The following is a 20,409-nucleotide window of genomic DNA, read 5'->3' on the forward strand; positions in this document are numbered from 1 at the left end:
CGCTAACCCATTCAGCCGTCGTCGTCATCGTCATCGCCAAGCAGCCCCAGCGCAACCAACGTTTCCGCTCTGACCGGCGTTAAAGGCACACGCGGCGGCGGCAAAGGCCAGCCAAAAAGCTGCCTCGCCGCCGTCGCACAGACTTTACCCTGACATGCCCCCATGCCACAGCGGCTGCCCAGCTTGGCCGTGTGCCAATCCGGCTGATGACGCACCTGTTCCAGCATGACGTCTTCACAGCGGCACAGCAGCGTTTGTGGTTTGGCCAGCGAATCCAAGCGCTCATCGAGAGCGAAGGCACTGGCCGCCGCCGTGGCGAAACGCTGCCATCGCCGCCGCTGCGCCGCCAGGCGATCCGCCTTTTCCCGTTGCCCGGTGGCAGCATAACCGGCAATGGCGCCCTCGGTGAGCGCCAATTCACTGCCGCCGATGCCGGTACATTCCCCGGCAGCAAAAATTTGCACCTGGCTGGTTTGCTGCCAATGATCCACCGCTACGGCGTCGTGTTCTATCCGACACCCCAGCAGCATCGCCAACTCAATGTTCGCCACCAGACCAAAACCGCAGGCCAACCTGTCGCAGGCGATCGTTCTTTCCCGCCCGCCGTTATTGACGCGCACCGCGGTTAAACGTTCTTGCCCCAACGCCGCCTGCACCCGGCTACCGGCACGGTAACGATGCGGCATCAGAGAAAACGCCTGACGCAGCTTGCCTGGCCAACGCCACAGGCCGCCGGCGAACGCCGCCAACCGCCAAAGCGGCGCCTGCTCAGCCACCAGTACCACCTCGCCTCCGGCCTGTTTCACGCTGTTCGCCACCGCCAACAGCAGCGGCCCGCTGCCGGCTATCGCCACTCGCTCGCCGCGGATAGCCAACCCCTGCTTGATTTGCGCCTGTAGACCACCGGCGCCGGTCACCCCCGGCAGCGTCCAGCCGGGGAACGGCAGCAGAAGTTCACGCGCGCCATTGCATAGAATCAGCTTTTGATAGCGAATCACGCCGCAGCCTTCGGCGTCTTCATATGCCAATCGGTTAGCGCCACACTGCGCCACCAGCTTGCAACCGGGCTGCAGCGCAATATTTTCCTTCGTCGCCACCGCCTGCCGATAGCGGTTCGCCGTTTCAGGCAAAACCACCTGTGGCCCATCGCGCCAAATTTGCCCGCCGGGATGCGGATTATCATCAATCATTCGCACCTGGCCACCGCTTTCCGCCGCGGCCAGCGCCGCCGCCATGCCGGCCGGCCCGGCACCGACGATCAGCACCTCACAGTCTAAGTTACTCATCATCGCTCCTCTCAATGCGCATGCCGGCTTGGCACAGCGTTTGGCACGCCAGGCGACGCAGACCGTTAATGGTCACGCGGCACTCCTGACAAACGCCCATGCCGCAAAAGGGAGCGCGCGGTTGATGTGAAACAGACAACCGACAACGATCGTCGCCGCACAGGCTGAGCGCCGCAGCAACGCTGAGACCAACCGGCACCCGCCGGTGCTCGCCATCGATGCTCAACGTGATCGTGTTTTGTCTTTCATTCATACAGGCAGCTCCTCGGCGGCAAACGCCCGCGCCGCCAAATACGGGGAATCGTCAATCTCCGGCGTTTGCCGGCCGATCTGCGCAGCGATCAGCGCAGCGCTGCCGAGGGCGGTCGTGACGCCCAATCCCTCGTGCCCCAGTGCCAGCCACAGCCAGGAATACCGTGGATGCGCGCCCAACAGCGGCAGCCCGTCGGCGGAGGCGGCGCGCAGCCCGGTCCAGCAGCGAATGATGTTCATCTGCGCCAGTGCGGGCAAGAAATGCTGCGCACGCGCAAGCATCGCCGCCAACAGCGGCATGTCCAACGCCGAATCGACGGCGCCGAACTGGCGAGAAGAACCGATCAGCCATTGCCCGGTGGGCCGTGCCTGCACATTGAATGCCACCGACGTGCCGTCGCTGGCATGCGCGCTGGCCCCATACCCCAACTCCACCAGTTGATGCCGCACCCGCAGCGGGTAGCGATCGGTGATCGCCAGATGGCCCTTTTTGGCGTACAGCAAAGTCTGCGGCAATAGGCCATTGGCCCCAAGGCCGCACGCCAGGAGCACCACCGGCGCGGCCAGGCGTCTGCCGTCCGCCAGCCGCACGGCTCCCTCTTCCAGCGCTGCCGCTTCGCCGTGCACCACGTCGATTGCCGCACCACCGTCGGCCAACAGCCAGCGAGCCGCGAGCGGCGCATACAGAATGCCGTCGCCCGGCACCCGCAGCCCACCGGCCAGGCCGTGCCGCAGCATCGGCTCCATGGCGGCGATCTGTTCCGCCGTCAGCAATTCCGCGGCCACGCCCTGCTCCGCCAGCCGCACCCGCTTTTGCTCGGCGATGGCCATTTCATCCGCTTTATCCGCCAGCCATAGCGTTCCGCAGCCGCGCCAGGCACACGCTTGCGGCATGCGCCCCGTCACTTCACGCCATAACCGCAGCGAATAAGCGCTCAACGCCAGCTCGGCCGGATTATCGTCCATGCACACCAGATGCCCCATGCCGGCGGCGGTGGCGCCGGCGCGGCGATCGTCCACCACCGAGACGCGATAGCCTTCCCGCGCCAACCGCCAAGCGCAGGCGGCGCCGATGATGCCGGCGCCGACCACGATGACATCGGCTCCCCGCTCGGCACCCATCAGCGTATTCCCCAGACGAAGGGATCGCGTTCGTCGAGCAGCAGCTGGCTATCGGCGCACACGTAGGCCTGCCCGCGAATAAAGGGGGCAATGCGATCGCCGTTCCAACGATAATAGGCCTGGAATTCGCTGCCGATCACGCTGGCCTGCCGCCACTGCGTGTCCGGCGGCAGTTTGCCGTCCGCCGCCAGACACGCCAGTTTGGCGCTGGTGCCGGTGCCGCACGGGGAACGATCATAGGCTTTACCGGGGCACAGCACGAAGCTGCGGCTGTCGGCCTGCGGATCGTCACCGAACAGTTCGATATGGTCTATCGCTCCGCCGTCTTCACCGTGAATGCCCGCCTGTTCCAACGTCTGCCGCACCGCCCAGGTGAACGCGGTCAACGCCTCCAGATTTTGTTTATCGATGGACAACGGCGACTCGCCGATCAGGAAGAACCAGTTGCCGCCCCAGGCGATGTCACCGGTCACCGGCCCGTAACCCGCCACCTCAAGCCGCACCTGGCGGCGGTAACGATAAGCCGCCACGTTCTCTACCGTGACGCTGCCGTCCTCGTGCAGCGTGGCGTTTACCGGGCCGACCGGGGTTTCTATCAGATGGCGCCCGGCGTGGATGCGCCCCAGGTGCGCCAGCGAAGCGATCAGCCCGATAGTGCCGTGCCCGCACATGCCCAGATAGCCGCTGTTGTTAAAGAAGATCACCCCGGCGGTGGCCTGTGGCGAGCAGGGTCGGCACAGCAACGCCCCCACCAGCACGTCATTGCCGCGCGGTTCGAGCATCACCGCGCAGCGCCAATCATCATAATGTTGCGCGAAGCGCGCCCGCCGTTCCGCCATGCTGCCCGCGCCGAGATCGGGAAAACCTTCCACGATCAGGCGGGTCGGCTCTCCGCCGGTATGAGAATCGATCGCCCGCAAAGCGGTGATATGCGCAGAAAGTGCCATCGGCGTCTCCTGAGTTAATGAGATGTTACCAATAGCGTTAGCCTGAACGAATGTGGGCTTAACGGCTTGATGCGTTTCGGCGCGGCGAATGAAGAAATCAGCATAGTGACAAAAGTCAGGCCTGACGCGTTGCGGGCATGACATTAACGAATGCCATAACAATAACTTATTTATCATGGCTTTACTTTCATGCTAAATCTCCGCATGACGAGAAACGCCGCAGTTTTCAAGCAACCGCCACGCGCCGTCCGGCAAAAGTATGCGGCAATCCGCATATTTGGCAGGTGGCCGGAAATAGCGCTTGATTCGTTACAGAAAAGTTAATATTGATGCGAAGACATCAACCTGACCCGCCTGTTTTCCCGGCTAACGACCGAAAAGGGACTGCTATGAGATCCACTTCAGACTATCAGCCTCCGGTTTCTCTCTCGCCGCCTTCACTCGTGGGGCTGCCGGAGCAGGAGGACGTTTTTGCCGTCGAACATCTGTCACGCCTGTGCGACGGGCTGGCGCAGCAGCGCCCGAACAACCTGCGCGATCTGCTGAATACGCTGGCGCTGATCGCGCCGTTGCTGAACGCGATCCCCAACGTGGTGTTCTTTATCAAAGACGCCCAGGCCCGCTACCTGCTGGCCAACCTCACGCTGGCCAGGCGCTGCGGTTTCAAAACCGTCACGCCGCTGCTGGGCAAGACCTCCGCCGACGTTTTTCCCGCTCAGCTCGGATCCGGCTATACCGAACAGGATCTGCGGGTATTGCGCCACGGCGTGCTGATCCAGGATCAACTGGAAATGCACCTGTACAACGGCCGAGAAACCGGCTGGTGCCTGACGCAAAAGCTGGCGCTGTATGATGCGCAGGGAAAAATCATCGGTATGGCGGGTATTTCTCACGATCTGCAGGAGGCCAGGGCCAATCACCCGGCCTACCAACGGCTGGCGGCGATCGACGTACACATCCGCCGCCACTATGCCCGGCCGATCGCGCTTGAGGAACTGACGGCGCTGACCGGGTTGTCGGTGGCGCAGATCGAACGCTACTGCAAACGTATCTTCCACCTCACCCCGCGCCAGATGATCCATAAAGTGCGGCTGGAAAAGGCCACGGAACTGCTGGCCGGCGATCTGCCGATCACCGACATCGCGCTGCAGTGCGGCTACACCGATCACAGCGCCTTCAGCCGTCAGTTCAAAGCGATGACCGGCTCCACGCCGCGCGATTTCCGCCTGACGCTTTCCGCTTAACGCGCTGATTTATCTGGTTACTCCCCTCTTTTCACGGTGCGCCGGCGCCCGGATTTTTCACGCCCGCGTTCCGCCGGCATTGTGCCAATTTCGTCGCGGCAATCGGCGAAAAGCGTCAAGCCTCCCTGCGCAATACCGGTCAATCTGTCGGTGAGCCTTACCAAAGATTCACTTTTCATTAACACTTACGGACGACAGGACAAACACGATGAGCCATAAAGCCATAAGCTGGAGCGGCGTATTCCCGGCGGTGACGACCCAGTTCCGCAACGATTTCTCTCTGGATCTCGACGCCACTCATACGGTGATCAAAAACCTGGTGCACGACGGCGTCTCCGGCCTGGTGGTGTGCGGCACCGTCGGTGAAAATACCTCAATGACGGTGCAGGAAAAGCTGGCGGTGATCGAAGTAGCGAGAGACGCCGCCGACGGTAAAGTGCCGGTGATCGCCGGCATCGCCGAGTTCACCACCGCCTTCGCGCAGAATATGGCGCGTGAAGCGCAAAAGGCCGGCGTCGACGGGATTATGGTGATGCCGGCGCTGGTCTACTCCGCCAAGCCGCACGAAACCGCCGCGCATTTCCGCAGCGTCGCCGGCGCGACCGATCTGCCGATCATGGTCTACAACAACCCTCCCATTTACAAAAATGACGTCACGCCCGACATCCTGACCTCGCTGGTCGACTGCGAGAACATCGTGTGCTTCAAAGACTCGTCGGGCGACACCCGCCGCTTTATCGATCTGCGCAACGAAGTCGGCGATCGCTTCGTGCTGTTCGCCGGGTTGGACGATGTGGTGCTGGAAAGCATCGCCGTCGGCGCGCAAGGCTGGATCTCCGGCATGTCCAATGCCTTCCCGCGCGAAGGGGAAACCCTGTTCCGGCTGGCGAAGGAAAAACGCTATGAGGAAGCATTGGCGCTGTACCGCTGGTTCATGCCGCTGCTGCACCTCGATGCCCGCCCTGACCTGGTGCAGTGCATCAAGCTTTGCGAGCAGCGAGTCGGCCGCGGCAGCGCCGTCACTCGTCCGCCGCGCCTGGCGCTGCAGGGGGAAACGCTCAGCGAGATCAACGCCATGATCGATAAAGCGCTGGCCACTCGCCCGTCGCTGCCGAACGTCGGCCTGTAACGCCTTCACCGCCCGGCCATGCCGGGCGTCATGCTTTCTCTACCGGGGGAACCGATGCCCAACGCTCGCTATGCCGCCATCAGCGGCCAACAATTTATCGGCGGCCAGCGCCGCGCCGAAGGGGAAGCGGCGCTGCTCAGCCTGCGCGCCGACGACGGTCAGCCGACCGACTACCGTTTCCACCAGGCCACGGCGGCAGAAACCGCCGCCGCCGCCGAAGCCGCCGCCGCGGCTTTTGCGCCCTATTCGCAGCTCAGCGCGGAACAACGCGCTAACTTTCTCGACGCCATCGCCGAGGAGATAGACGCGTTGGATGATGTTTTCTTCGCCTTCGCCATGCAGGAAACGGCCTTGCCCCAGGCGCGGTTGAGCGGCGAACGCGCCAGAACCAGCGGCCAGATGCGGCTGTTCGCCACGCTGCTGCGGCGCGGCGACGTCGAGGGCGTGCGCATCGACTGCGCGCTGCCGCAGCGTTCCCCCCTGCCGCGCCCCGATCTGCGTCAATACCGCACGGCGCTCGGCCCGGTGGCGGTCTTCGGCGCCAGCAACTTTCCGCTGGCGTTTTCCACCGCGGGCGGCGATACCGCCGCCGCGCTCGCCGCCGGCTGCCCGATCGTGTTCAAGGCGCACAGCGGCCATATGATCACCGCGGAGCTGACCGCTCAGGCGATCGAGCGCGCACGGGAACGCACCGGGATGCCCGCCGGCGTCTTCAACATGATCTTCGGCAACCGCGTGGGGGCCGATTTGGTACAACATCCGGCGATTCAGGCGGTGGGATTCACCGGCTCGCTGCAAGGTGGCCGGGCGCTCTTCGATCTGGCGACGCAACGCCCTCAACCTATCCCGGTCTTCGCCGAAATGTCGAGCATCAACCCGGTAGTGATCCTGCCCAAGGCGCTGGCGCGGCGCGAGCAGCGCATCGCACAGGAATTGGTCTCTTCCTTCACGCTCGGCTGCGGTCAGTTCTGCACCAAGCCCGGCGTGATCGTCGCGCTGCGCGGCGCCGCCTTCGAGCGGCTGACCGAAACGATGAGCGCCCTGGTCAACGCCGCCGAGCCGCAGCCGATGCTGAATGCCGGCACACTGGGGCACTACCGTCACGGGCTGGCGGCCCTCGATGCCCACCCGGGTATGCGGCGTCTGGCAGGCCGCAGCGAAACGCCCGCTCTTCGCGCGGCGGCGCAGCTTTATCAGGCGGAGGGGGCGCTGCTGCTGCAGGCCGACCCGCTGCTGCAACAAGAGGTCTTCGGCCCGGTCAGCATCCTGGTGGCGATGGATGACGAAGCGCAGCTGCATGCGGCGCTGGCGGCATTGCAAGGCCAGTTGACCGCCACGCTGCTGGCGGACGACGACGATCTCGCGATGGCCGCCGGGCTGACGACCCTGTTGGCGCGCAAAGCCGGTCGGGTGCTGTTCAACGGGTATCCGACCGGGGTGGAGGTGTGCGACGCCATGGTGCACGGCGGCCCTTATCCGGCCACCAGCGACGCGCGCGGCACCTCGGTGGGCACGCTGGCCATCGAGCGTTTCCTGCGGCCGGTCTGTTTGCAAAACACCCCCGCAGCGCTGTTGCCGCCGGCGCTGCAGGACGCCAACCCGCTCAACCTGCTACGGCTGGTGAACGGCGTTTACACCCGAGATCCCCTGGTTTCACCTGCCCAAAATTAGCCCGGCCGCATCTGCCTGCCACTCAATAACAAAAGGGTAATACCATGACAACCCAAGGCAAATTCAAGAAGCAGCTTACGCTCACCGATCTGACGTTCATCGGTCTGGGCGCCATCTTCGGTTCCGGTTGGCTGTTCGCCGCCAGCCATGTCTCCTCCATCGCCGGCCCGGCCGGCATCTATTCCTGGCTGATCGGCGGCCTGGCGGTGCTGCTGCTCGGCATCGTCTACTGCGAGCTGGGCGCCGCCCTGCCGCGCGCCGGCGGCATCATTCGCTATCCGGTCTTCTCACACGGCGAACTGATGGGTTATCTGCTGGGATTTATCACGCTGATCGCCTTCTCCAGCCTGATCGCCATCGAAGTCGTCGCCGCCCGGCAGTACGCCGCCGCCTGGTTCCCGTTCCTCAGTCAGCCGGGTTCCGGCGACCCGACCCCGGTCGGCTGGCTGGTGCAGTTGGCGCTGCTGTGCTTTTTCTTCGCGCTCAACTATTACAGCGTCAAAACCTTCGCCAAATCCAATAACCTGATTAGCGTGCTGAAGTTTCTGGTGCCGCTGCTGGTGATCGTGGTGTTGTTCAGCTTTTTCAAACCGGAAAACCTGCACAGCCAGGGCTTTGCCCCCTTCGGTTCCGCCGGCGTTGAGGCCGCCATTTCCGCCGGCGGCATCATCTTTGCCTACCTCGGCCTGACGCCGATCATTTCGGTCGCCAGCGAGGTGCAACGGCCGCAGCGCACCATTCCCATCGCGCTGATCCTGTCGGTGGTGCTGTCCACCATCATCTATGTGCTGCTGCAGATAGCGTTTCTCGGCAGTATCCCCAGCGAGATGCTGAGCGGCGGCTGGGCCGGCATCAGCCAACAGTTCTCTCTGCCGTTCCGCGACATCGCCATCACGCTCGGCATGGGATGGCTGGCGTTTCTGGTGGTCAGCGACGCGATCGTTTCGCCGAGCGGCACCGGCAACATCTATATGAACGCCACGCCTCGCGTGATCTACGGTTGGGCGCGCGCCGGCACCTTCTTCAAACTGTTCACCCGGGTGGATGGCGACTCCGGCATCCCCCGCCCGGCGCTGTGGTTGACCTTCGCTCTCTCGATATTCTGGACGCTGCCGTTCCCGTCGTGGGAAAAGCTGATCGGCGTGGTGTCCGCCGCCCTGGTGCTGAGCTACGCCATCGCCCCGGTCACCGCCGCCGGGCTGCGGCGCAATGCGCCCGATATGCCGCGTCCGTTCCGGGTGCGCGGTTTCTGCGTGCTCGGCCCGCTGTCGTTTATCATTTCGGCGCTGATCGTCTTCTGGTCCGGCTGGGACACCGTCTCCTGGCTGCTCGGCTTGCAGATCCTGATGTTCTTCATCTACATCCTGTTCAAGAATCAGGTACCGACCCATGCCGTTAGCCTCCGGCAGCAAATTTGGTCCTCGCTGTGGCTGATCGTCTTCTATGCGCTGGTGATCGGGCTTTCCTATCTCAGCAGCTTCGGCGGCATCGGCGCTATTGCCCACCCGTGGGACACCCTCACCATGGCGGTGATTGCGCTGGCGATTTACTACTGGGGCGCCTATACCTGTTTACCCCAGGCCAATTTTATCGGCGATGAAGAAGAATGAACTCGGGGAGGACATCGAAATGACATCCATGCACGTGCTGTCGCTGGAACAGGCTTATCAACTGGCGTTGCGTACGCTGCGCAGCAACGGTTTCAATCCGGCGCATGCCGAGGCGGTGGCGCAAAATGTCACCCAGGGCGAACGCGACGGCTGCGCTTCTCACGGGCTATACCGGCTGTTGGGCTGCGTGCGATCGCTGCGGGCAGGCAAGGTCTCTGCCGATGCGATGCCCAGGTTGTTCGACCAGGCGCCGGCCATCTTGCGCGCCGACGCCGGCGGCGCGTTTTCCCTGCTGGCCTACCGCACCGCTCTGCCGGTCTTTATCGAGAAGGTGCGCGCCAATGGCATCGCCGCGCTGGCGATCAACCGCTGCGTGCATTTCTCCGCGCTGTGGGCCGACATCGAACCGCTGACCGAACAGGGGTTGGTGGCCTTGGCCTGCACACCCAGCCACGCGTGGGTGACGCCGGCCGGCGGTTCGCGACCGCTGTTCGGCACCAACCCCATCGCTTTCGGCTGGCCGCGTGCGGATCGGCCGCCGTTTTTGTTCGACATGGCCACCAGCGCGGCGGCGCGCGGCGAAATCGAACTGCATCGCCGCGCCGGCACCCCGCTGCCTGAAGGCTGGGGCATTGATAAGGCGGGCAATCCGTCCACCGATGCCGCCAGCGTGCTGGAGGGTGCAATGCTGACCTTCGGCGGGCATAAGGGCTCGGCGCTGGCGGCGATGGTTGAATTGTTGGCCGGGCCGCTGATCGGCGATATGACCAGCAAGGAATCGCTGGCCTATGACGACGGCACCGGTTCGTCGCCTTACGGCGGTGAGCTGATCATCGCGTTGGATCCCGAGCGTTTTCTCGGTGCGGATAAGGCGAAATATTTCGCCGGAGCAGAGGCGATGTTTGCCGATATGCAGGCGCAAGGCGCACGCATCCCCGGCGAACGCCGTTATCGGCAGCGGCGCCAGAGCGAGCAATACGGCGTGGAAATCCCCAGGACGTTGTACGACGAAATCGTGGCGCTGTGCGATTAGCGCCGGGTTAATGCCCCGCGCCGGCAACCCGGCGCGGGGAAAGGCTTATCCTGCCTGAGCCAGATCGCTGTGCAGGCGCTTGCGCCACACCGGTTTGGTGTCCCAGCGGGCAAAGTGTTTCGCCTCTTTACCCGGCTGCACCTGATGCCACATATCTTCTTGCCACCGGATCGGTTCCTTTCCTCGCAACGTTGGGCGGGTCTGTTTAATCGTCCGTTGCAAGACGCCCGCTTCCTCAGCGGTAATGGGCGGCGCCTGTCTGGCGGCATCCAGCGCCCGGCTTCCCAACGGCGCCATCACCTGATACAACACGTTGACCTGCTGCAGCGTCGCTTGCTGATTAGTGCTCATTCCCTTACCCGACCAACCGTCGAAGTTTTCGCCGGGATCGTCCCCCTGCGCGCGATATTCGTTACCTGGCCCCTCGACGATATTCCATCCTTGCCAGGTCACCAGAGTGTGTAATCCATCGCGATCCTGCAGATTTTTATTTTTGATCTGTTTGAGCACCTCGGCGCGGTTTGGCACACCGATCAGGTTCATAAACTCATCCAGCGCGTCCCAATGCTGCCCCGCCACCAGACCATTCCAGACATTACGCAAACAGTTCCAGGGAATGGTGTGATGCCAGGTCAGCGTAATAAGCGGCTTGGTTGACGCATGCTGCCAACGGCTCGGTTCACTGCCCCGATCGCCTCTGATAATCCCATCGACTTCTAATGGCATAGCTGCCCCTCTTCTGGCTGAAATGAAGAATATGCGCAAAGCCGGTGGCCCGGTTGGCATAAAAACGTCAGCTAAAATCGTAGCAGCTCAGGCTGAGATGGCAATAAAGCGCCAGGCACGCTCTGCTGCCGGCCGGCAACCGCAGAACGCGCCCGAAAACGGTGGGCTTAAGACGGATTATCTGACCACCATTACCGAAATATTGGCATGGCGAACGATAGCGGCGGCGTTAGATCCCAGCAGATAGGTTTTCACGCTCGGGCGACGCGAACCGATGATGATCAGATCGGCGTCGATCTCTTCCGCCAGTTCCAACACCTGATCGCGTGCAGAGCCGAAGCTGACGGTGTAATTGAGGCGATCCAACGGCAGATCGATTTCCGACATGATTTTCTTCAGTTTATCCACCGCCTTCACTTCCGCCTGATTCTCAAACTCCTTGAGACCGAACGAATAGGCAGTAACAAACGCCGAGGCATCCGGTAGCGCATGGAAGAAATGCACTTTAGCGCCGGACAGCTTCGCCAAATATTCCACATGCTTCAGCGCATGCTCGGTCAACAGATCCTCTTCAATATCGATCGGCACTAAAATAGTCTTGTACATATCACGTCCTTTCTATGTAAACCGGGTGCCTACAGAATACTGCCGCGCACGGCGGCGGTGAATCGCTTTATCACGCTTTTGTGATCGGGGGGTAAATACTGAATAAGGACAGTTCTTAATTTAACAAAATATAAACATCACGCCGATAACGGATAGGGACTTAATTATTTATTACTCAAGATTAAATCAGCTGCAAATAAACCGCTTTGGCGGTGGCGGCGGTCTTATTAGCGACAGAAAGTTTTTTAATCGAGTTGCCGATATGGAAATTGATCGTGCGCTCGCTCACCCCCATCAACAGCGCGATCTCTTCCGCCGTTTTCCCTTCGCTGCACCAGCGTAGGATGTCTTTTTCGCGCAGCGTCAGCACATCTTTTATCGCGTCGTCGTTCACCGAGATCAAGGCTTCACGCAGCGTTTTATGGGCGGTTTGCGCCAGCCAAAGGAAGAAGGTTTCATTTGCCGCCCGCGCTTGCGGCATTTGCTCGGGTAGCGCTTTGCCGGCAAACGTCAGGATCCCCAGCCGGCCATAGCAATCCTTGACCGACTGCGACCAACCGGCGCACAGGCCGAACTGCGCCATATGCCGCCAAAGCAGCGGCCGCTCGTGATAAAAGCTTTCGTCCCACTGAAACTGCAGCGTGGAATGGTGAGCGCGCTCAATAACCGGATCCTGCAAATACACCCGCTGCCGCCGATAATCTTCGAGATAGTTCGCTGAAAAATTCCCTTCGATCAGCATCTTGGGGCGGCTGGCCGGATAACAGGAAAACACGATGTAAGAGAAATAATCAAACCCCAACGCCTCAGCGCAGGGCCCCAGCTGCGTCAGAAAACGTTCGCGATCGGCCAGGCAGCCAATCACCTCCGCCATGAGCCGTTGAATGCGGGTATCCATAACGCAGGTTCTCCAGATAGCGATGCCGATTTATCGATAGGTCAGACTCACTATAGAATATCGCCGTCCGGCGTCAGTAGCCGTTTCATATAATAAAAAATACCAACGCTATAACGAAAACAGCTATTCCCCTTAAAATAAGCCTTTTTATTGCGCCGCACAGGAAAACTACGCGAATAGCATAATATCCTCGGCGCGTAAACCTGTCATTTCTACCGTTAGACAGCCAGGGCACCGCCAATTACTTTCCAGACAGGCACCCGGTGCCGCCGTAAATCCAAAGAGATAATAAGCATTTGCGAATTTCGCATGGCATACAGTGACGGGGATTTTCTATGGCAGAAAGTAATGCGGCAATTCAATCGGCTGCGATTATCGGCGCGGGAACGATGGGCAGAGGCATCGCTTATCTTTTCGCGCAAAAAGGCATTCGCACGGTGCTTTATAATCGCAACGGCAATACCCTCAATCAGGCTCGCGAATATATCGCGCAAGACCTGAACAAGAAAGTCGAACAGGGCAAGATTGCGCTGCAGGATAAAGGCGCAGTGCTGGCCAATCTGGTGTTCACCTCGGTGTTTGAGACTATCGCCGACAGCGATCTGGTGATAGAAACCATCGCCGAGCAAGAGCAAACCAAACTTGAGGTGCTGGAGGCCATCGCCGCGGCGGTCAAGCCCGACACGCTGATCGCCACCAATACCTCCTCACTGTCGCTTAACAAGCTGGCAACCGCGGTGACGCACAGCGAGCGGTTTATCGGTTTGCACTTTTTCAATCCCGCGCCGCTGATGAAACTGATTGAAATCATCCCGGCCTACTTTACCGCACGCGCCACCACCGAACGTTGCCGTCAGCTGGTGGCCGCGTTGGGGAAACGCGATGTCGTCTGCCAGGCCACGCCGGGGTTTATCGTCAACCGCATGGCCCGCCCCTACTACCTGGAAGGGTTCCGCCTGTTGGAAGAACACGTGGCGCGCGCGCCGCAGATCGACCGCGCCCTCAAGGCCGGCGGGCACTTTCGCATGGGGCCGCTCGAGCTGACCGATTTTATCGGCCAGGACATCAACTATCAGGTCAGCCGGCAAATCTGGCAGGACATGCAATACGATCCGCGCTATACCCCCGGCCATCTGCAGCGTTCGCTGGTCGATGCCGGTCTGTTGGGGAAAAAGAACGGCCGCTCCTATTTTGCCGCCGAAGAAAACGCCTTACCGGTAACGGCCGCCACCGATGCAGACGTCGAGACGCTGCGCGTTTACGGCGAACACCCTTTTTTTACCCTGTTGCAACAGCGGGCCGCGCTTCAGTGGCCACGGCTGCGCGTGGAGCAACGGCCGGCCTTACCGGGCCTGGGGCCGGCCGTCCAGATCAATGAGGCTTTCACCGTCAGCGTCACCGATGGCCGCACGGCGAGCCAGTTGGCGGAGCTGACGGCGGCGGATGCCTTTGTGGTCGATGTCGCCCTGAACTACGCCGACACGGCGTATCTGGTGGCAGCGCACAACCGCCACGCCTCTGCGGCCAATAAGGCGCTGTTTTTACGCCTGCTGCACACGGCAATCCCGCAGGTTGAATTTATCAAGGACTCCCCGGCGCTGATCGTCGCCCGCGTCCTCAGCAGCCTGATCAACGAGTCGGTGATCATGGTGGAAAGCGGCGTCTGCAGCCGGGAAGACATCGATGTCGCCGCCGTCGCCGGCGTTAACTACGCCGACGGCATTTTCGGCTGGCTCGATAGCCTGGGGGAGAAAAACGTCAGGACGACGCTGAGCAACCTGGCGCAGCTGCTGCACGCGGCACGCTATGCGCCGCATTACACCCTTCTACACGCCGCGCAACCGGCGCTGACGACCACGCCTTAAGGATCCATGATGAGCATTAACGATGACGGCGTTTATCTGATCGACGGCACGCGCACGGCGATTGGCGCCTATGGCGGCAGCCTGGCGCATACCCGCCCCGACGACATGGCGGCAACGATCATTCGCAGTCTGCTGCAGCGCAATCCGGCGGCGGAAGCGAAGCTGGACGAAGTGGTGCTGGGCTGCGCCAACCAGGCCGGCGAGGACAACCGCAACGTCGCCCGCATGGCGGCGCTGCTTTCCGGGCTGGATCCGTCGGTGCCGGCCATCACCCTCAACCGCCTTTGCGCCTCTGGGTTGGATGCGGTGATCTACGCCGCGGCGAAAATCCGCAGCGGCCTTAGCGAACTGATTCTGGCCGGCGGCGTGGAAAGCATGAGCCGCGCGCCCTATGTGCTGAGCAAGGGCGACACGCCGTTCGACAAGGGGGTGAAGCTGTATGACACCACGCTGGGATGGCGCTTTGTTAACCCGCGGCTGGCGGAGCGCTACGGCAGCGATCCGCTCGGCATCACGGCGGAAAACGTGGCCCAACGGCAGCACATCTCGCGCGAGGAACAGGATCTGTTCGCGCTGGCCTCGCAGCAAAAGGCCCGCCGGGCGATCGACAGCGGCCGGCTGGCGCGGGAAATCACGCCCGTGGACGTGCCGGCGGATCGCAAGACCACGCGTACATTCGCGCAGGATGAGTTCCCGCGCCTCAGCACGCTGCAGCAGCTGCAGGCGCTGAAACCGGCGTTCTCCGCCGGCGGTTCGGTCACGGCGGGCAACGCTTCCGGCATCAACGACGGCGCCGCCGCGCTGCTGCTGGCTTCCGGGCGCTACGTGAAACGCCAGGGGTGGCAACCGCTGGCGGAGATCGGCGACAGCGCGGCCGCCGGCGTTGAACCGGCGCTGATGGGGCTGGGGCCGATCGCCTCCACCGAGCGCTTGCTGCAGCGCGGCGGGTTCACCTTGAACGACTTCGACATCATCGAGATTAACGAAGCCTTCGCCTCACAGGTTCTGGCGGCGCTGAAACACTGGCGCATCGACGCCAACGACGCGCGGGTCAACCCGAATGGCGGCGCCATCGCGCTCGGTCACCCGCTGGGGATGTCCGGCGCGCGCCTGGTGCTGTCGGCGGCGCTGGAACTACGCGATCGGCAGGCCGGCAACGCATTGGTGACGATGTGCGTCGGCGTCGGTCAGGGTCTGTCATTAAACCTTAAAGCCGTTTAACACAAGGAACATACGATGAGCGTACTGAACATTCTTGAAGAAAAGCTGGCGGAAACCAAAAAACAGGGGCGTTTTCGCGAGTTCCTCAACCTTGAACGCGGCGTGCAGGACAAACCCTGGGCCACCAGCCACGGGCACCACGGTGAGCGCCGCCTCAACGTCTGGTGCTCGAACGATTATCTGGCGATGAGCCACCACCCCAAAGTGCTGCTAGCCACCACCGAAGCGGTTAACCGGGTTGGGCTGGGCACCTGCGGCGCCCGCAGCATTTCCGGCACCTCGGTCTACCACAGTGAGCTGGAAACGCTGTTGGCCAGCGCCTACGGCAAAGAGTCGGCGCTGCTGTTCACCACCGGTTTCGGCGCCAACGACGCCACCTTGTCCACCCTGTGCGACGCCATTCCCGATCTGATCGTGTTCTCCGACGAGCTGAATCACGCCTCGATGATTTACGGTATCCGCTACAGCAAAGCGGAGAAAAAGATCTTCCGCCACAACGACGTGGCACACCTTGCCGAACTGCTGCAGGCCGCCGATCCGGCGCGGCCAAAGCTGATCGCCTTCGAGTCGCTGTATTCCATGGACGGTGACTTCGCCCCGCTGGCGCAGATCGTGGCGCTGGCGGAGCAATATCAGGCGCTGACCTATCTCGACGAGATCCACTCCGCCGGCGTCTATGGCGAACGGGGGCTGGGCTACGCCGAACAGCTGGGCCTGCTGGATAAAATCACCATTATTCAGGGCGGGTTCGGCAAATCTTACGGCGCGGCGGGCGGTTATATCGCCGCGCCCCGCTCGGTGGTGGAGGCGGTGCGCAGCTGGGCTCCGGCATTCGTCTTCAGCACCTCGTCGCCGGCGCCGGTGGTGGCCGCCGCGCTGGCCAGTTTTAAATACAACCTCGAGCATGACACCCAGCGCAAGCACCTGCTGGCGATCGTCGATCACCTGAAAACCGGCCTGCGCTCCGCCGGCATCCCGCTGGTGTCGGCCGACAGCCATATCCTGCCGCTGAGGGTCGGCGATCCGCACCGCAACAAACACATCAGCAAAGTGCTGCTCGATGAGCATGATATTTACGTGCAACCGGTCAATGCGCCGACGGTGCCCGCAGGCAGCGAGCGGCTGCGGGTGACGCCGACCTCGGCGCACTCCCATGCCGACGTGGAGACGTTCCTGGCCGCGCTGGGGCGGGTCTGGGCGGCGAACGATCTGCGGAGGGCGGGATGACGTTAGCGGATTATAACGGCCATCTGGTCACGCTCTGTCTGATGGCGACCGGCACGTTCGCCATCGGCACCGACGCCTTTATCGTCGCCGGCGTGCTCAGCGACATTTCCGACACCTTTGCCGTCAGCCCTGCGCAAGCGGGGCAGTTGATATCGGTATTCGCACTGGCTTATATGCTGTTCGCGCCGCTGACCGCCTGGCTGCTGGGCAACGTCAACCGCAAGCATATCCTGCAGCTGGCGCTGGTGCTGTTCATCGCCGGCAACCTGGCCTGCGCCTGGGCCACCAGCTACCTGCAGATCTCGCTCGGCAGAGTGCTGGCCGCATTGGGAGCAGCCTGTTACACGCCGCAGGCCGCCGCCGCCGCGGTGGGGCTGGTGGAGGAAAAACGCCGCGGCCTGGCCATTTCCATCGTCTATGGCGGCATGACGTTGGCTATTGCGCTCGGCATTCCGTTCGGTACCTTTCTCGCCAAACTGATCGGCTGGCGTGAAATCTTCCTGTTCATCGCCCTGCTGGGGGCGATTGCGCTGCTGGGCCTTTCGCTGGCGCTGCGCGCCATCGCGCCGCCGGGCAAGCATTCGCTGAAAGAGCGGCTCGCCCCGCTGCGGCAAAAGGCGGTGCTGACCACGCTGCTGATCACCTTTTTCGCCGTTTGCTCGGAACACATCGTCTATAGCTACGTCAGCGTATTGCTGAAAAACACCCAGTTCGGCCCGCAGGCGATCCTGCCCCTCGCGCTGCTGGTGTTCGGCATTGGCGCGGTGATCGGCAACTTTGCCTCCGGCGCGTTAACCGATGCCCTCGGCAGCAAGTTCGTGCTGCTGTTTTCCGTGGCGATCCAGACGCTGTCCCTGTTCCTGCTGGCCTTTTATGTCACTTCCGCCTGGTGGGTGCTGGCCATCTTTCTGGTCTGGGGCATCACCGGCTGGATGTACCTGGTGCCGATCCAGCATCACCTGTTGTCGCTGTCGAAACGCTTTGGCGCGCTGACCGTGTCGCTCAACAGCTCGGTGCTGTACGCCGGCATCGCGGCGGGCGGCATGCTGGGCGGCCTGACGCTCTACGCGCTGCCGGCCTATTACCTGCCGCTGTTTTCGCTGCCGCTCGGCGCCATCGCCCTGCTGCTGACACTGCTGTTTTTCCGGGGAGAGACCGGCAATGAGTAAAGCCCTTCCGGTGCTTTATGAGCGCCATGGCGAGCAGGTTGCGGTCATCACCCTCAATCGGCCGGAAAAAAAGAACGCCATCAACCTGCAGATGGCCGAGCTGATCCGCACTTACCTGCGGCAGGCGGATAACGATGACTCGGTGCGCGCGATCGTTCTGGCCGGTCAACCGGCGGTATTTTCCGCCGGCATGGATGTCGACGCCTTCCGTCAGGGCGAACTGCCCATCGTCACGCCGGAGGGGTTTGGCGGGCTGATCCATGCGCAGATCGCCAAGGTGATCATCGCCGCCGTTGACGGCATCGCGTACGGAGGCGGCTTTGAGCTGGCGCTGGCGTGCGATCTGATCGTCGCCGGCCAGAACGCGCGCTTCAGTTTCCCCGAAACCGGGCTCGGGTTAGTCGCCGCACAAGGTGGATGCGCGCGCTTGCCGACGCGCATTTCCCCCTATGTCGCACTCGACTGGCTGCTAACCGGCAGAACCGTCGGCGCACGGGAGGCGCTGTCGCACGGCGCCATTTCCCGTATCAGCGAGGGGGCGGCCCGGGAAGAGGCGCTGCGCATCGCCGAACAGATCGCCGCAAAAGATCTTGCCGCCAGCAAAACGGTGAAGGCCATCGTGCGCCAGGGGCTGGCACGGCAAGAAGCCCCCTCATTCGCTTTTCAACAAGGCCCGGTCGAGCGCCTGCGCCAGGCTGCCGCCCGCCGATAATTATCCCGCCGGTTCGCCTGAACCGGCATTTCCCGCTTTTCCGCCACCGCTCATTTTACGCAGCCCGCCTCTTGGCGCTGGGCTACACTGCCGTTAGCCCTAATGCGCTGATAAGGAAAAACAATGCGCCTTTTGCCTCTGCTGACCCCCAGACTTCGCCTGCGCCCGTTCACCGCCGACGATCTGCCCCACTTTACCGCCTACCGCAGCCACCCGGACGTGGCGCGCTACCAAAGCTGGAGCGACTACAGCGCCGCCGATGCGCAGGCCTTTTTCGCACAGCAACGGCGGCTCGACTTCAACCGTGACGACAGCTGGTTTCAACTGGCGGTCGAGCGCCGCGAGGACGGCGCGTTGCTCGGCGATATCGCGGTGCATTTCTTCGATGAGGGGCGCCAGGCTGAACTGGGCGTGACCTTCGCGCCCAGCCACCAGCGTCAAGGGCTGGCGCGCGAGGCGCTGAACGCCGTCATCGCCCTGCTGTTCGGGCCGCTGGCGAAGCACCGTATTACTGCGGTGGTGGACGCGCGTAATCTTGCCGCCGCCACGCTGTTCGGCAAACTGGGTTTTCGGCGCGAGGCCCATTGGCGGCAAAACGTGTTTTTCAAAGGCGCGTGGGGCGACGAATTCGGTTTCGCTCTGCTGCAAAGCGAATGGCGGGAGAATGCAAAGCATGACGCTGCTGAATAAATACCTTGGGCAATACCAGTTCTCGGAGCGGCATGCGATCGCCATCGCCGCGCCACAGGCGCGGATCCTGGCGGCCGTGGCCGCTTACGATCCCAAGCACGACCGTTTTTTCCGCAGCATGATAGCGCTGCGCGAATTGCCCGCGCGGCTGATGCCACGCAATAAACCCAGCCCGCCGCCGTTTGGCCTGCATAACTTTTGCCTGCTTGAGCAGGATGACAGCGCGTTGGTCTATGGCCTGATCGGCCGCTTTTGGCAGGCTGAATACGGTCTGGAGCAGGTCGCTGACGGGGCGGGCTTTCTGGCCTTCGTTAAGCCCGGCGTCGCCAAACTGGCGCTGGGTTATGTCGTGAGCCCTCTGCCGGACGGCCGCTGCCGCCTGGTGACGGAAACGCGCATCTTCTGCCCCGACGACGCCAGCCGGCGGCGGTTTACCCCCTATTGGTATGCGATTCGCCTGGTCAGCGGGCTGATACGCCGCCGTATGTTGCGCGCCATTAAAACAGTCAGCGAAAAGCCGGCGGTGAATCATTCACCAGGCTGATTTATTTAAGAGCATTCTTAGAGAATGAAAATCATTATCAGCCTATTTTTTAATCACAACAAGATAGTAGTGAGAAGCCATTGACCCCGCCCCCTGCGGGGATTTTTTCGCCTATTTATCACCTGTTTCAGGAAATACCTGCATAAACAGGAAGGTGCAAGGCTTGCGCTGATGCTGGTTGATCTGCGGCACCAGCCGGGTGAAATGCTCGGTCTGGCAATGTACATCCAGGGCGGCGCGATCCGGCCAGCTTTCGATAAAAATAAAATGCCCGGGGTCCTGCTGGTCGATGCACAGCTCATAACTGATGCACAAAGGTTCCTGCCGGGTTTTCTCCACCAGCTCGCGATACCATGGCATAACGGTTTCAATATGTTCCGGATGGATAAAATCTTCAGCGATGACCTTCAACATGTTGCGCTCCTGCATTCTGTTTTGCCGTGCCTCACCTTAATCG

Annotated in this window: 20 protein-coding genes; 12 read left to right on the forward strand and 8 right to left on the reverse strand. The window is 62.0% G+C overall.

Annotated features, from left to right (window positions below):
- Positions 1-11: 11 nt before the first annotated feature.
- Genes REA38_RS02780 through REA38_RS02795 form a run of 4 tightly spaced genes read right to left on the reverse strand, consistent with a single transcriptional unit; the run spans position 12 to position 3,607 of the window.
- Entirely contained in the window at positions 12-1,286 is a 1,275-nt protein-coding gene (locus REA38_RS02780; protein WP_308884903.1) for an FAD/NAD(P)-binding oxidoreductase, read from the reverse strand.
- Entirely contained in the window at positions 1,279-1,539 is a 261-nt protein-coding gene (locus REA38_RS02785; RefSeq protein WP_033637952.1) for a (2Fe-2S)-binding protein, read from the reverse strand. The genes REA38_RS02780 and REA38_RS02785 overlap by 8 nt, the downstream gene beginning before the upstream one ends.
- Complete coding sequence (locus REA38_RS02790) at positions 1,536-2,660, reverse strand: FAD-binding oxidoreductase (protein WP_039566646.1); 1,125 nt, start codon at positions 2,658-2,660, stop codon at positions 1,536-1,538. The genes REA38_RS02785 and REA38_RS02790 overlap by 4 nt, the downstream gene beginning before the upstream one ends.
- Positions 2,660-3,607 (reverse strand): 4-hydroxyproline epimerase, encoded by a 948-nt coding sequence (locus tag REA38_RS02795; RefSeq protein WP_033654191.1) that lies wholly within the window; start codon positions 3,605-3,607, stop codon positions 2,660-2,662. Before REA38_RS02795 ends, REA38_RS02790 begins: the two co-directional genes overlap by 1 nt.
- Before the next feature lie 389 nt (positions 3,608-3,996).
- Here REA38_RS02795 and REA38_RS02800 point away from each other — a divergent pair, with 389 nt between their 5' ends.
- From REA38_RS02800 to REA38_RS02820, 5 genes are all read left to right on the forward strand, one after another.
- A complete protein-coding gene (locus tag REA38_RS02800) occupies positions 3,997-4,851 on the forward strand; it encodes an AraC family transcriptional regulator (protein WP_033637947.1) in 855 nt (284 codons plus the stop codon).
- A 208-nt stretch (positions 4,852-5,059) separates the two neighbouring features.
- Complete coding sequence (locus REA38_RS02805) at positions 5,060-5,980, forward strand: dihydrodipicolinate synthase family protein (RefSeq protein ID WP_308884908.1); 921 nt, start codon at positions 5,060-5,062, stop codon at positions 5,978-5,980.
- A gap of 54 nt (positions 5,981-6,034) precedes the next feature.
- Positions 6,035-7,651 (forward strand): aldehyde dehydrogenase (NADP(+)), encoded by a 1,617-nt coding sequence (locus REA38_RS02810; RefSeq protein ID WP_308884910.1) that lies wholly within the window; start codon positions 6,035-6,037, stop codon positions 7,649-7,651.
- A gap of 44 nt (positions 7,652-7,695) precedes the next feature.
- Complete coding sequence (locus REA38_RS02815; protein ID WP_039566648.1) at positions 7,696-9,261, forward strand: APC family permease; 1,566 nt, start codon at positions 7,696-7,698, stop codon at positions 9,259-9,261.
- Between the two features lie 19 nt (positions 9,262-9,280).
- Entirely contained in the window at positions 9,281-10,294 is a 1,014-nt protein-coding gene (locus REA38_RS02820; protein WP_033654194.1) for an Ldh family oxidoreductase, read from the forward strand.
- Between the two features lie 45 nt (positions 10,295-10,339).
- Here REA38_RS02820 and REA38_RS02825 read toward each other — a convergent pair whose 3' ends face one another.
- From REA38_RS02825 to REA38_RS02835, 3 genes are all read right to left on the reverse strand, one after another.
- Positions 10,340-11,020, reverse strand: coding sequence for a hypothetical protein (locus REA38_RS02825; RefSeq protein ID WP_033637942.1), 681 nt, complete (start codon positions 11,018-11,020; stop codon positions 10,340-10,342).
- A 177-nt stretch (positions 11,021-11,197) separates the two neighbouring features.
- Positions 11,198-11,626, reverse strand: coding sequence for a universal stress protein (locus tag REA38_RS02830; RefSeq protein WP_033637941.1), 429 nt, complete (start codon positions 11,624-11,626; stop codon positions 11,198-11,200).
- Positions 11,627-11,807: 181 nt separating this feature from the next.
- Positions 11,808-12,524, reverse strand: a complete 717-nt coding sequence (locus tag REA38_RS02835) for an autoinducer binding domain-containing protein (RefSeq protein WP_308884913.1) — start codon at positions 12,522-12,524, stop codon at positions 11,808-11,810.
- Between the two features lie 335 nt (positions 12,525-12,859).
- On the opposite strand from REA38_RS02835, the gene REA38_RS02840 reads away from it, so the two are divergent.
- From REA38_RS02840 to REA38_RS02870, 7 genes are all read left to right on the forward strand, one after another.
- Positions 12,860-14,389, forward strand: a complete 1,530-nt coding sequence (locus REA38_RS02840) for a 3-hydroxyacyl-CoA dehydrogenase NAD-binding domain-containing protein (protein ID WP_308884915.1) — start codon at positions 12,860-12,862, stop codon at positions 14,387-14,389.
- Positions 14,390-14,398: 9 nt separating this feature from the next.
- Positions 14,399-15,610 (forward strand): acetyl-CoA C-acyltransferase, encoded by a 1,212-nt coding sequence (locus REA38_RS02845; RefSeq protein ID WP_079656414.1) that lies wholly within the window; start codon positions 14,399-14,401, stop codon positions 15,608-15,610.
- Between the two features lie 15 nt (positions 15,611-15,625).
- Complete coding sequence (gene hemA / locus REA38_RS02850) at positions 15,626-16,837, forward strand: 5-aminolevulinate synthase (RefSeq protein WP_033646541.1); 1,212 nt, start codon at positions 15,626-15,628, stop codon at positions 16,835-16,837.
- The gene (locus tag REA38_RS02855; protein WP_308884918.1) at positions 16,834-18,006 is read left to right on the forward strand and encodes an MFS transporter; all 1,173 of its coding nucleotides are present in this window, start codon (positions 16,834-16,836) and stop codon (positions 18,004-18,006) included. The genes hemA and REA38_RS02855 overlap by 4 nt, the downstream gene beginning before the upstream one ends.
- Entirely contained in the window at positions 17,999-18,718 is a 720-nt protein-coding gene (locus tag REA38_RS02860) for an enoyl-CoA hydratase-related protein (RefSeq protein ID WP_308884919.1), read from the forward strand. The genes REA38_RS02855 and REA38_RS02860 overlap by 8 nt, the downstream gene beginning before the upstream one ends.
- A 123-nt stretch (positions 18,719-18,841) precedes the next feature.
- Entirely contained in the window at positions 18,842-19,408 is a 567-nt protein-coding gene (locus REA38_RS02865; protein ID WP_308884921.1) for a GNAT family protein, read from the forward strand.
- Positions 19,392-19,952 carry a hypothetical protein gene (locus tag REA38_RS02870; protein WP_033654200.1) on the forward strand — a complete coding sequence of 187 codons (561 nt, stop codon included), beginning with the start codon at positions 19,392-19,394 and terminating at the stop codon, positions 19,950-19,952. The genes REA38_RS02865 and REA38_RS02870 overlap by 17 nt, the downstream gene beginning before the upstream one ends.
- 111 nt (positions 19,953-20,063) lie before the next feature.
- Here the strand turns inward: REA38_RS02870 and REA38_RS02875 are convergent, their stop codons facing one another.
- Positions 20,064-20,366, reverse strand: a complete 303-nt coding sequence (locus REA38_RS02875; protein ID WP_308884923.1) for a putative quinol monooxygenase — start codon at positions 20,364-20,366, stop codon at positions 20,064-20,066.
- Positions 20,367-20,409: the final 43 nt, after the last annotated feature.

It is taken from the genome of Serratia sp. MF1(2023), from assembly GCF_030954545.1.
Taxonomy (GTDB): Bacteria; Pseudomonadota; Gammaproteobacteria; order Enterobacterales; family Enterobacteriaceae; genus Serratia; species Serratia sarumanii.

What these genes read in the sequence shown, in the direction of transcription:
- REA38_RS02780 (WP_308884903.1), bottom strand. Translation starts at nt 1,286, where the DNA reads ATGAGTAACTTAGACTGTGAGGTGCTGATCGTCGGTGCCGGGCCGGCC.
- REA38_RS02785 (WP_033637952.1), bottom strand. Translation starts at nt 1,539, where the DNA reads ATGAATGAAAGACAAAACACGATCACGTTGAGCATCGATGGCGAGCAC.
- REA38_RS02790 (WP_039566646.1), bottom strand. Translation starts at nt 2,660, where the DNA reads ATGGGTGCCGAGCGGGGAGCCGATGTCATCGTGGTCGGCGCCGGCATC.
- REA38_RS02795 (WP_033654191.1), bottom strand. Translation starts at nt 3,607, where the DNA reads ATGGCACTTTCTGCGCATATCACCGCTTTGCGGGCGATCGATTCTCAT.
- REA38_RS02800 (WP_033637947.1), top strand. Translation starts at nt 3,997, where the DNA reads ATGAGATCCACTTCAGACTATCAGCCTCCGGTTTCTCTCTCGCCGCCT.
- REA38_RS02805 (WP_308884908.1), top strand. Translation starts at nt 5,060, where the DNA reads ATGAGCCATAAAGCCATAAGCTGGAGCGGCGTATTCCCGGCGGTGACG.
- REA38_RS02810 (WP_308884910.1), top strand. Translation starts at nt 6,035, where the DNA reads ATGCCCAACGCTCGCTATGCCGCCATCAGCGGCCAACAATTTATCGGC.
- REA38_RS02815 (WP_039566648.1), top strand. Translation starts at nt 7,696, where the DNA reads ATGACAACCCAAGGCAAATTCAAGAAGCAGCTTACGCTCACCGATCTG.
- REA38_RS02820 (WP_033654194.1), top strand. Translation starts at nt 9,281, where the DNA reads ATGACATCCATGCACGTGCTGTCGCTGGAACAGGCTTATCAACTGGCG.
- REA38_RS02825 (WP_033637942.1), bottom strand. Translation starts at nt 11,020, where the DNA reads ATGCCATTAGAAGTCGATGGGATTATCAGAGGCGATCGGGGCAGTGAA.
- REA38_RS02830 (WP_033637941.1), bottom strand. Translation starts at nt 11,626, where the DNA reads ATGTACAAGACTATTTTAGTGCCGATCGATATTGAAGAGGATCTGTTG.
- REA38_RS02835 (WP_308884913.1), bottom strand. Translation starts at nt 12,524, where the DNA reads ATGGATACCCGCATTCAACGGCTCATGGCGGAGGTGATTGGCTGCCTG.
- REA38_RS02840 (WP_308884915.1), top strand. Translation starts at nt 12,860, where the DNA reads ATGGCAGAAAGTAATGCGGCAATTCAATCGGCTGCGATTATCGGCGCG.
- REA38_RS02845 (WP_079656414.1), top strand. Translation starts at nt 14,399, where the DNA reads ATGAGCATTAACGATGACGGCGTTTATCTGATCGACGGCACGCGCACG.
- hemA (WP_033646541.1), top strand. Translation starts at nt 15,626, where the DNA reads ATGAGCGTACTGAACATTCTTGAAGAAAAGCTGGCGGAAACCAAAAAA.
- REA38_RS02855 (WP_308884918.1), top strand. Translation starts at nt 16,834, where the DNA reads ATGACGTTAGCGGATTATAACGGCCATCTGGTCACGCTCTGTCTGATG.
- REA38_RS02860 (WP_308884919.1), top strand. Translation starts at nt 17,999, where the DNA reads ATGAGTAAAGCCCTTCCGGTGCTTTATGAGCGCCATGGCGAGCAGGTT.
- REA38_RS02865 (WP_308884921.1), top strand. Translation starts at nt 18,842, where the DNA reads ATGCGCCTTTTGCCTCTGCTGACCCCCAGACTTCGCCTGCGCCCGTTC.
- REA38_RS02870 (WP_033654200.1), top strand. Translation starts at nt 19,392, where the DNA reads ATGACGCTGCTGAATAAATACCTTGGGCAATACCAGTTCTCGGAGCGG.
- REA38_RS02875 (WP_308884923.1), bottom strand. Translation starts at nt 20,366, where the DNA reads ATGTTGAAGGTCATCGCTGAAGATTTTATCCATCCGGAACATATTGAA.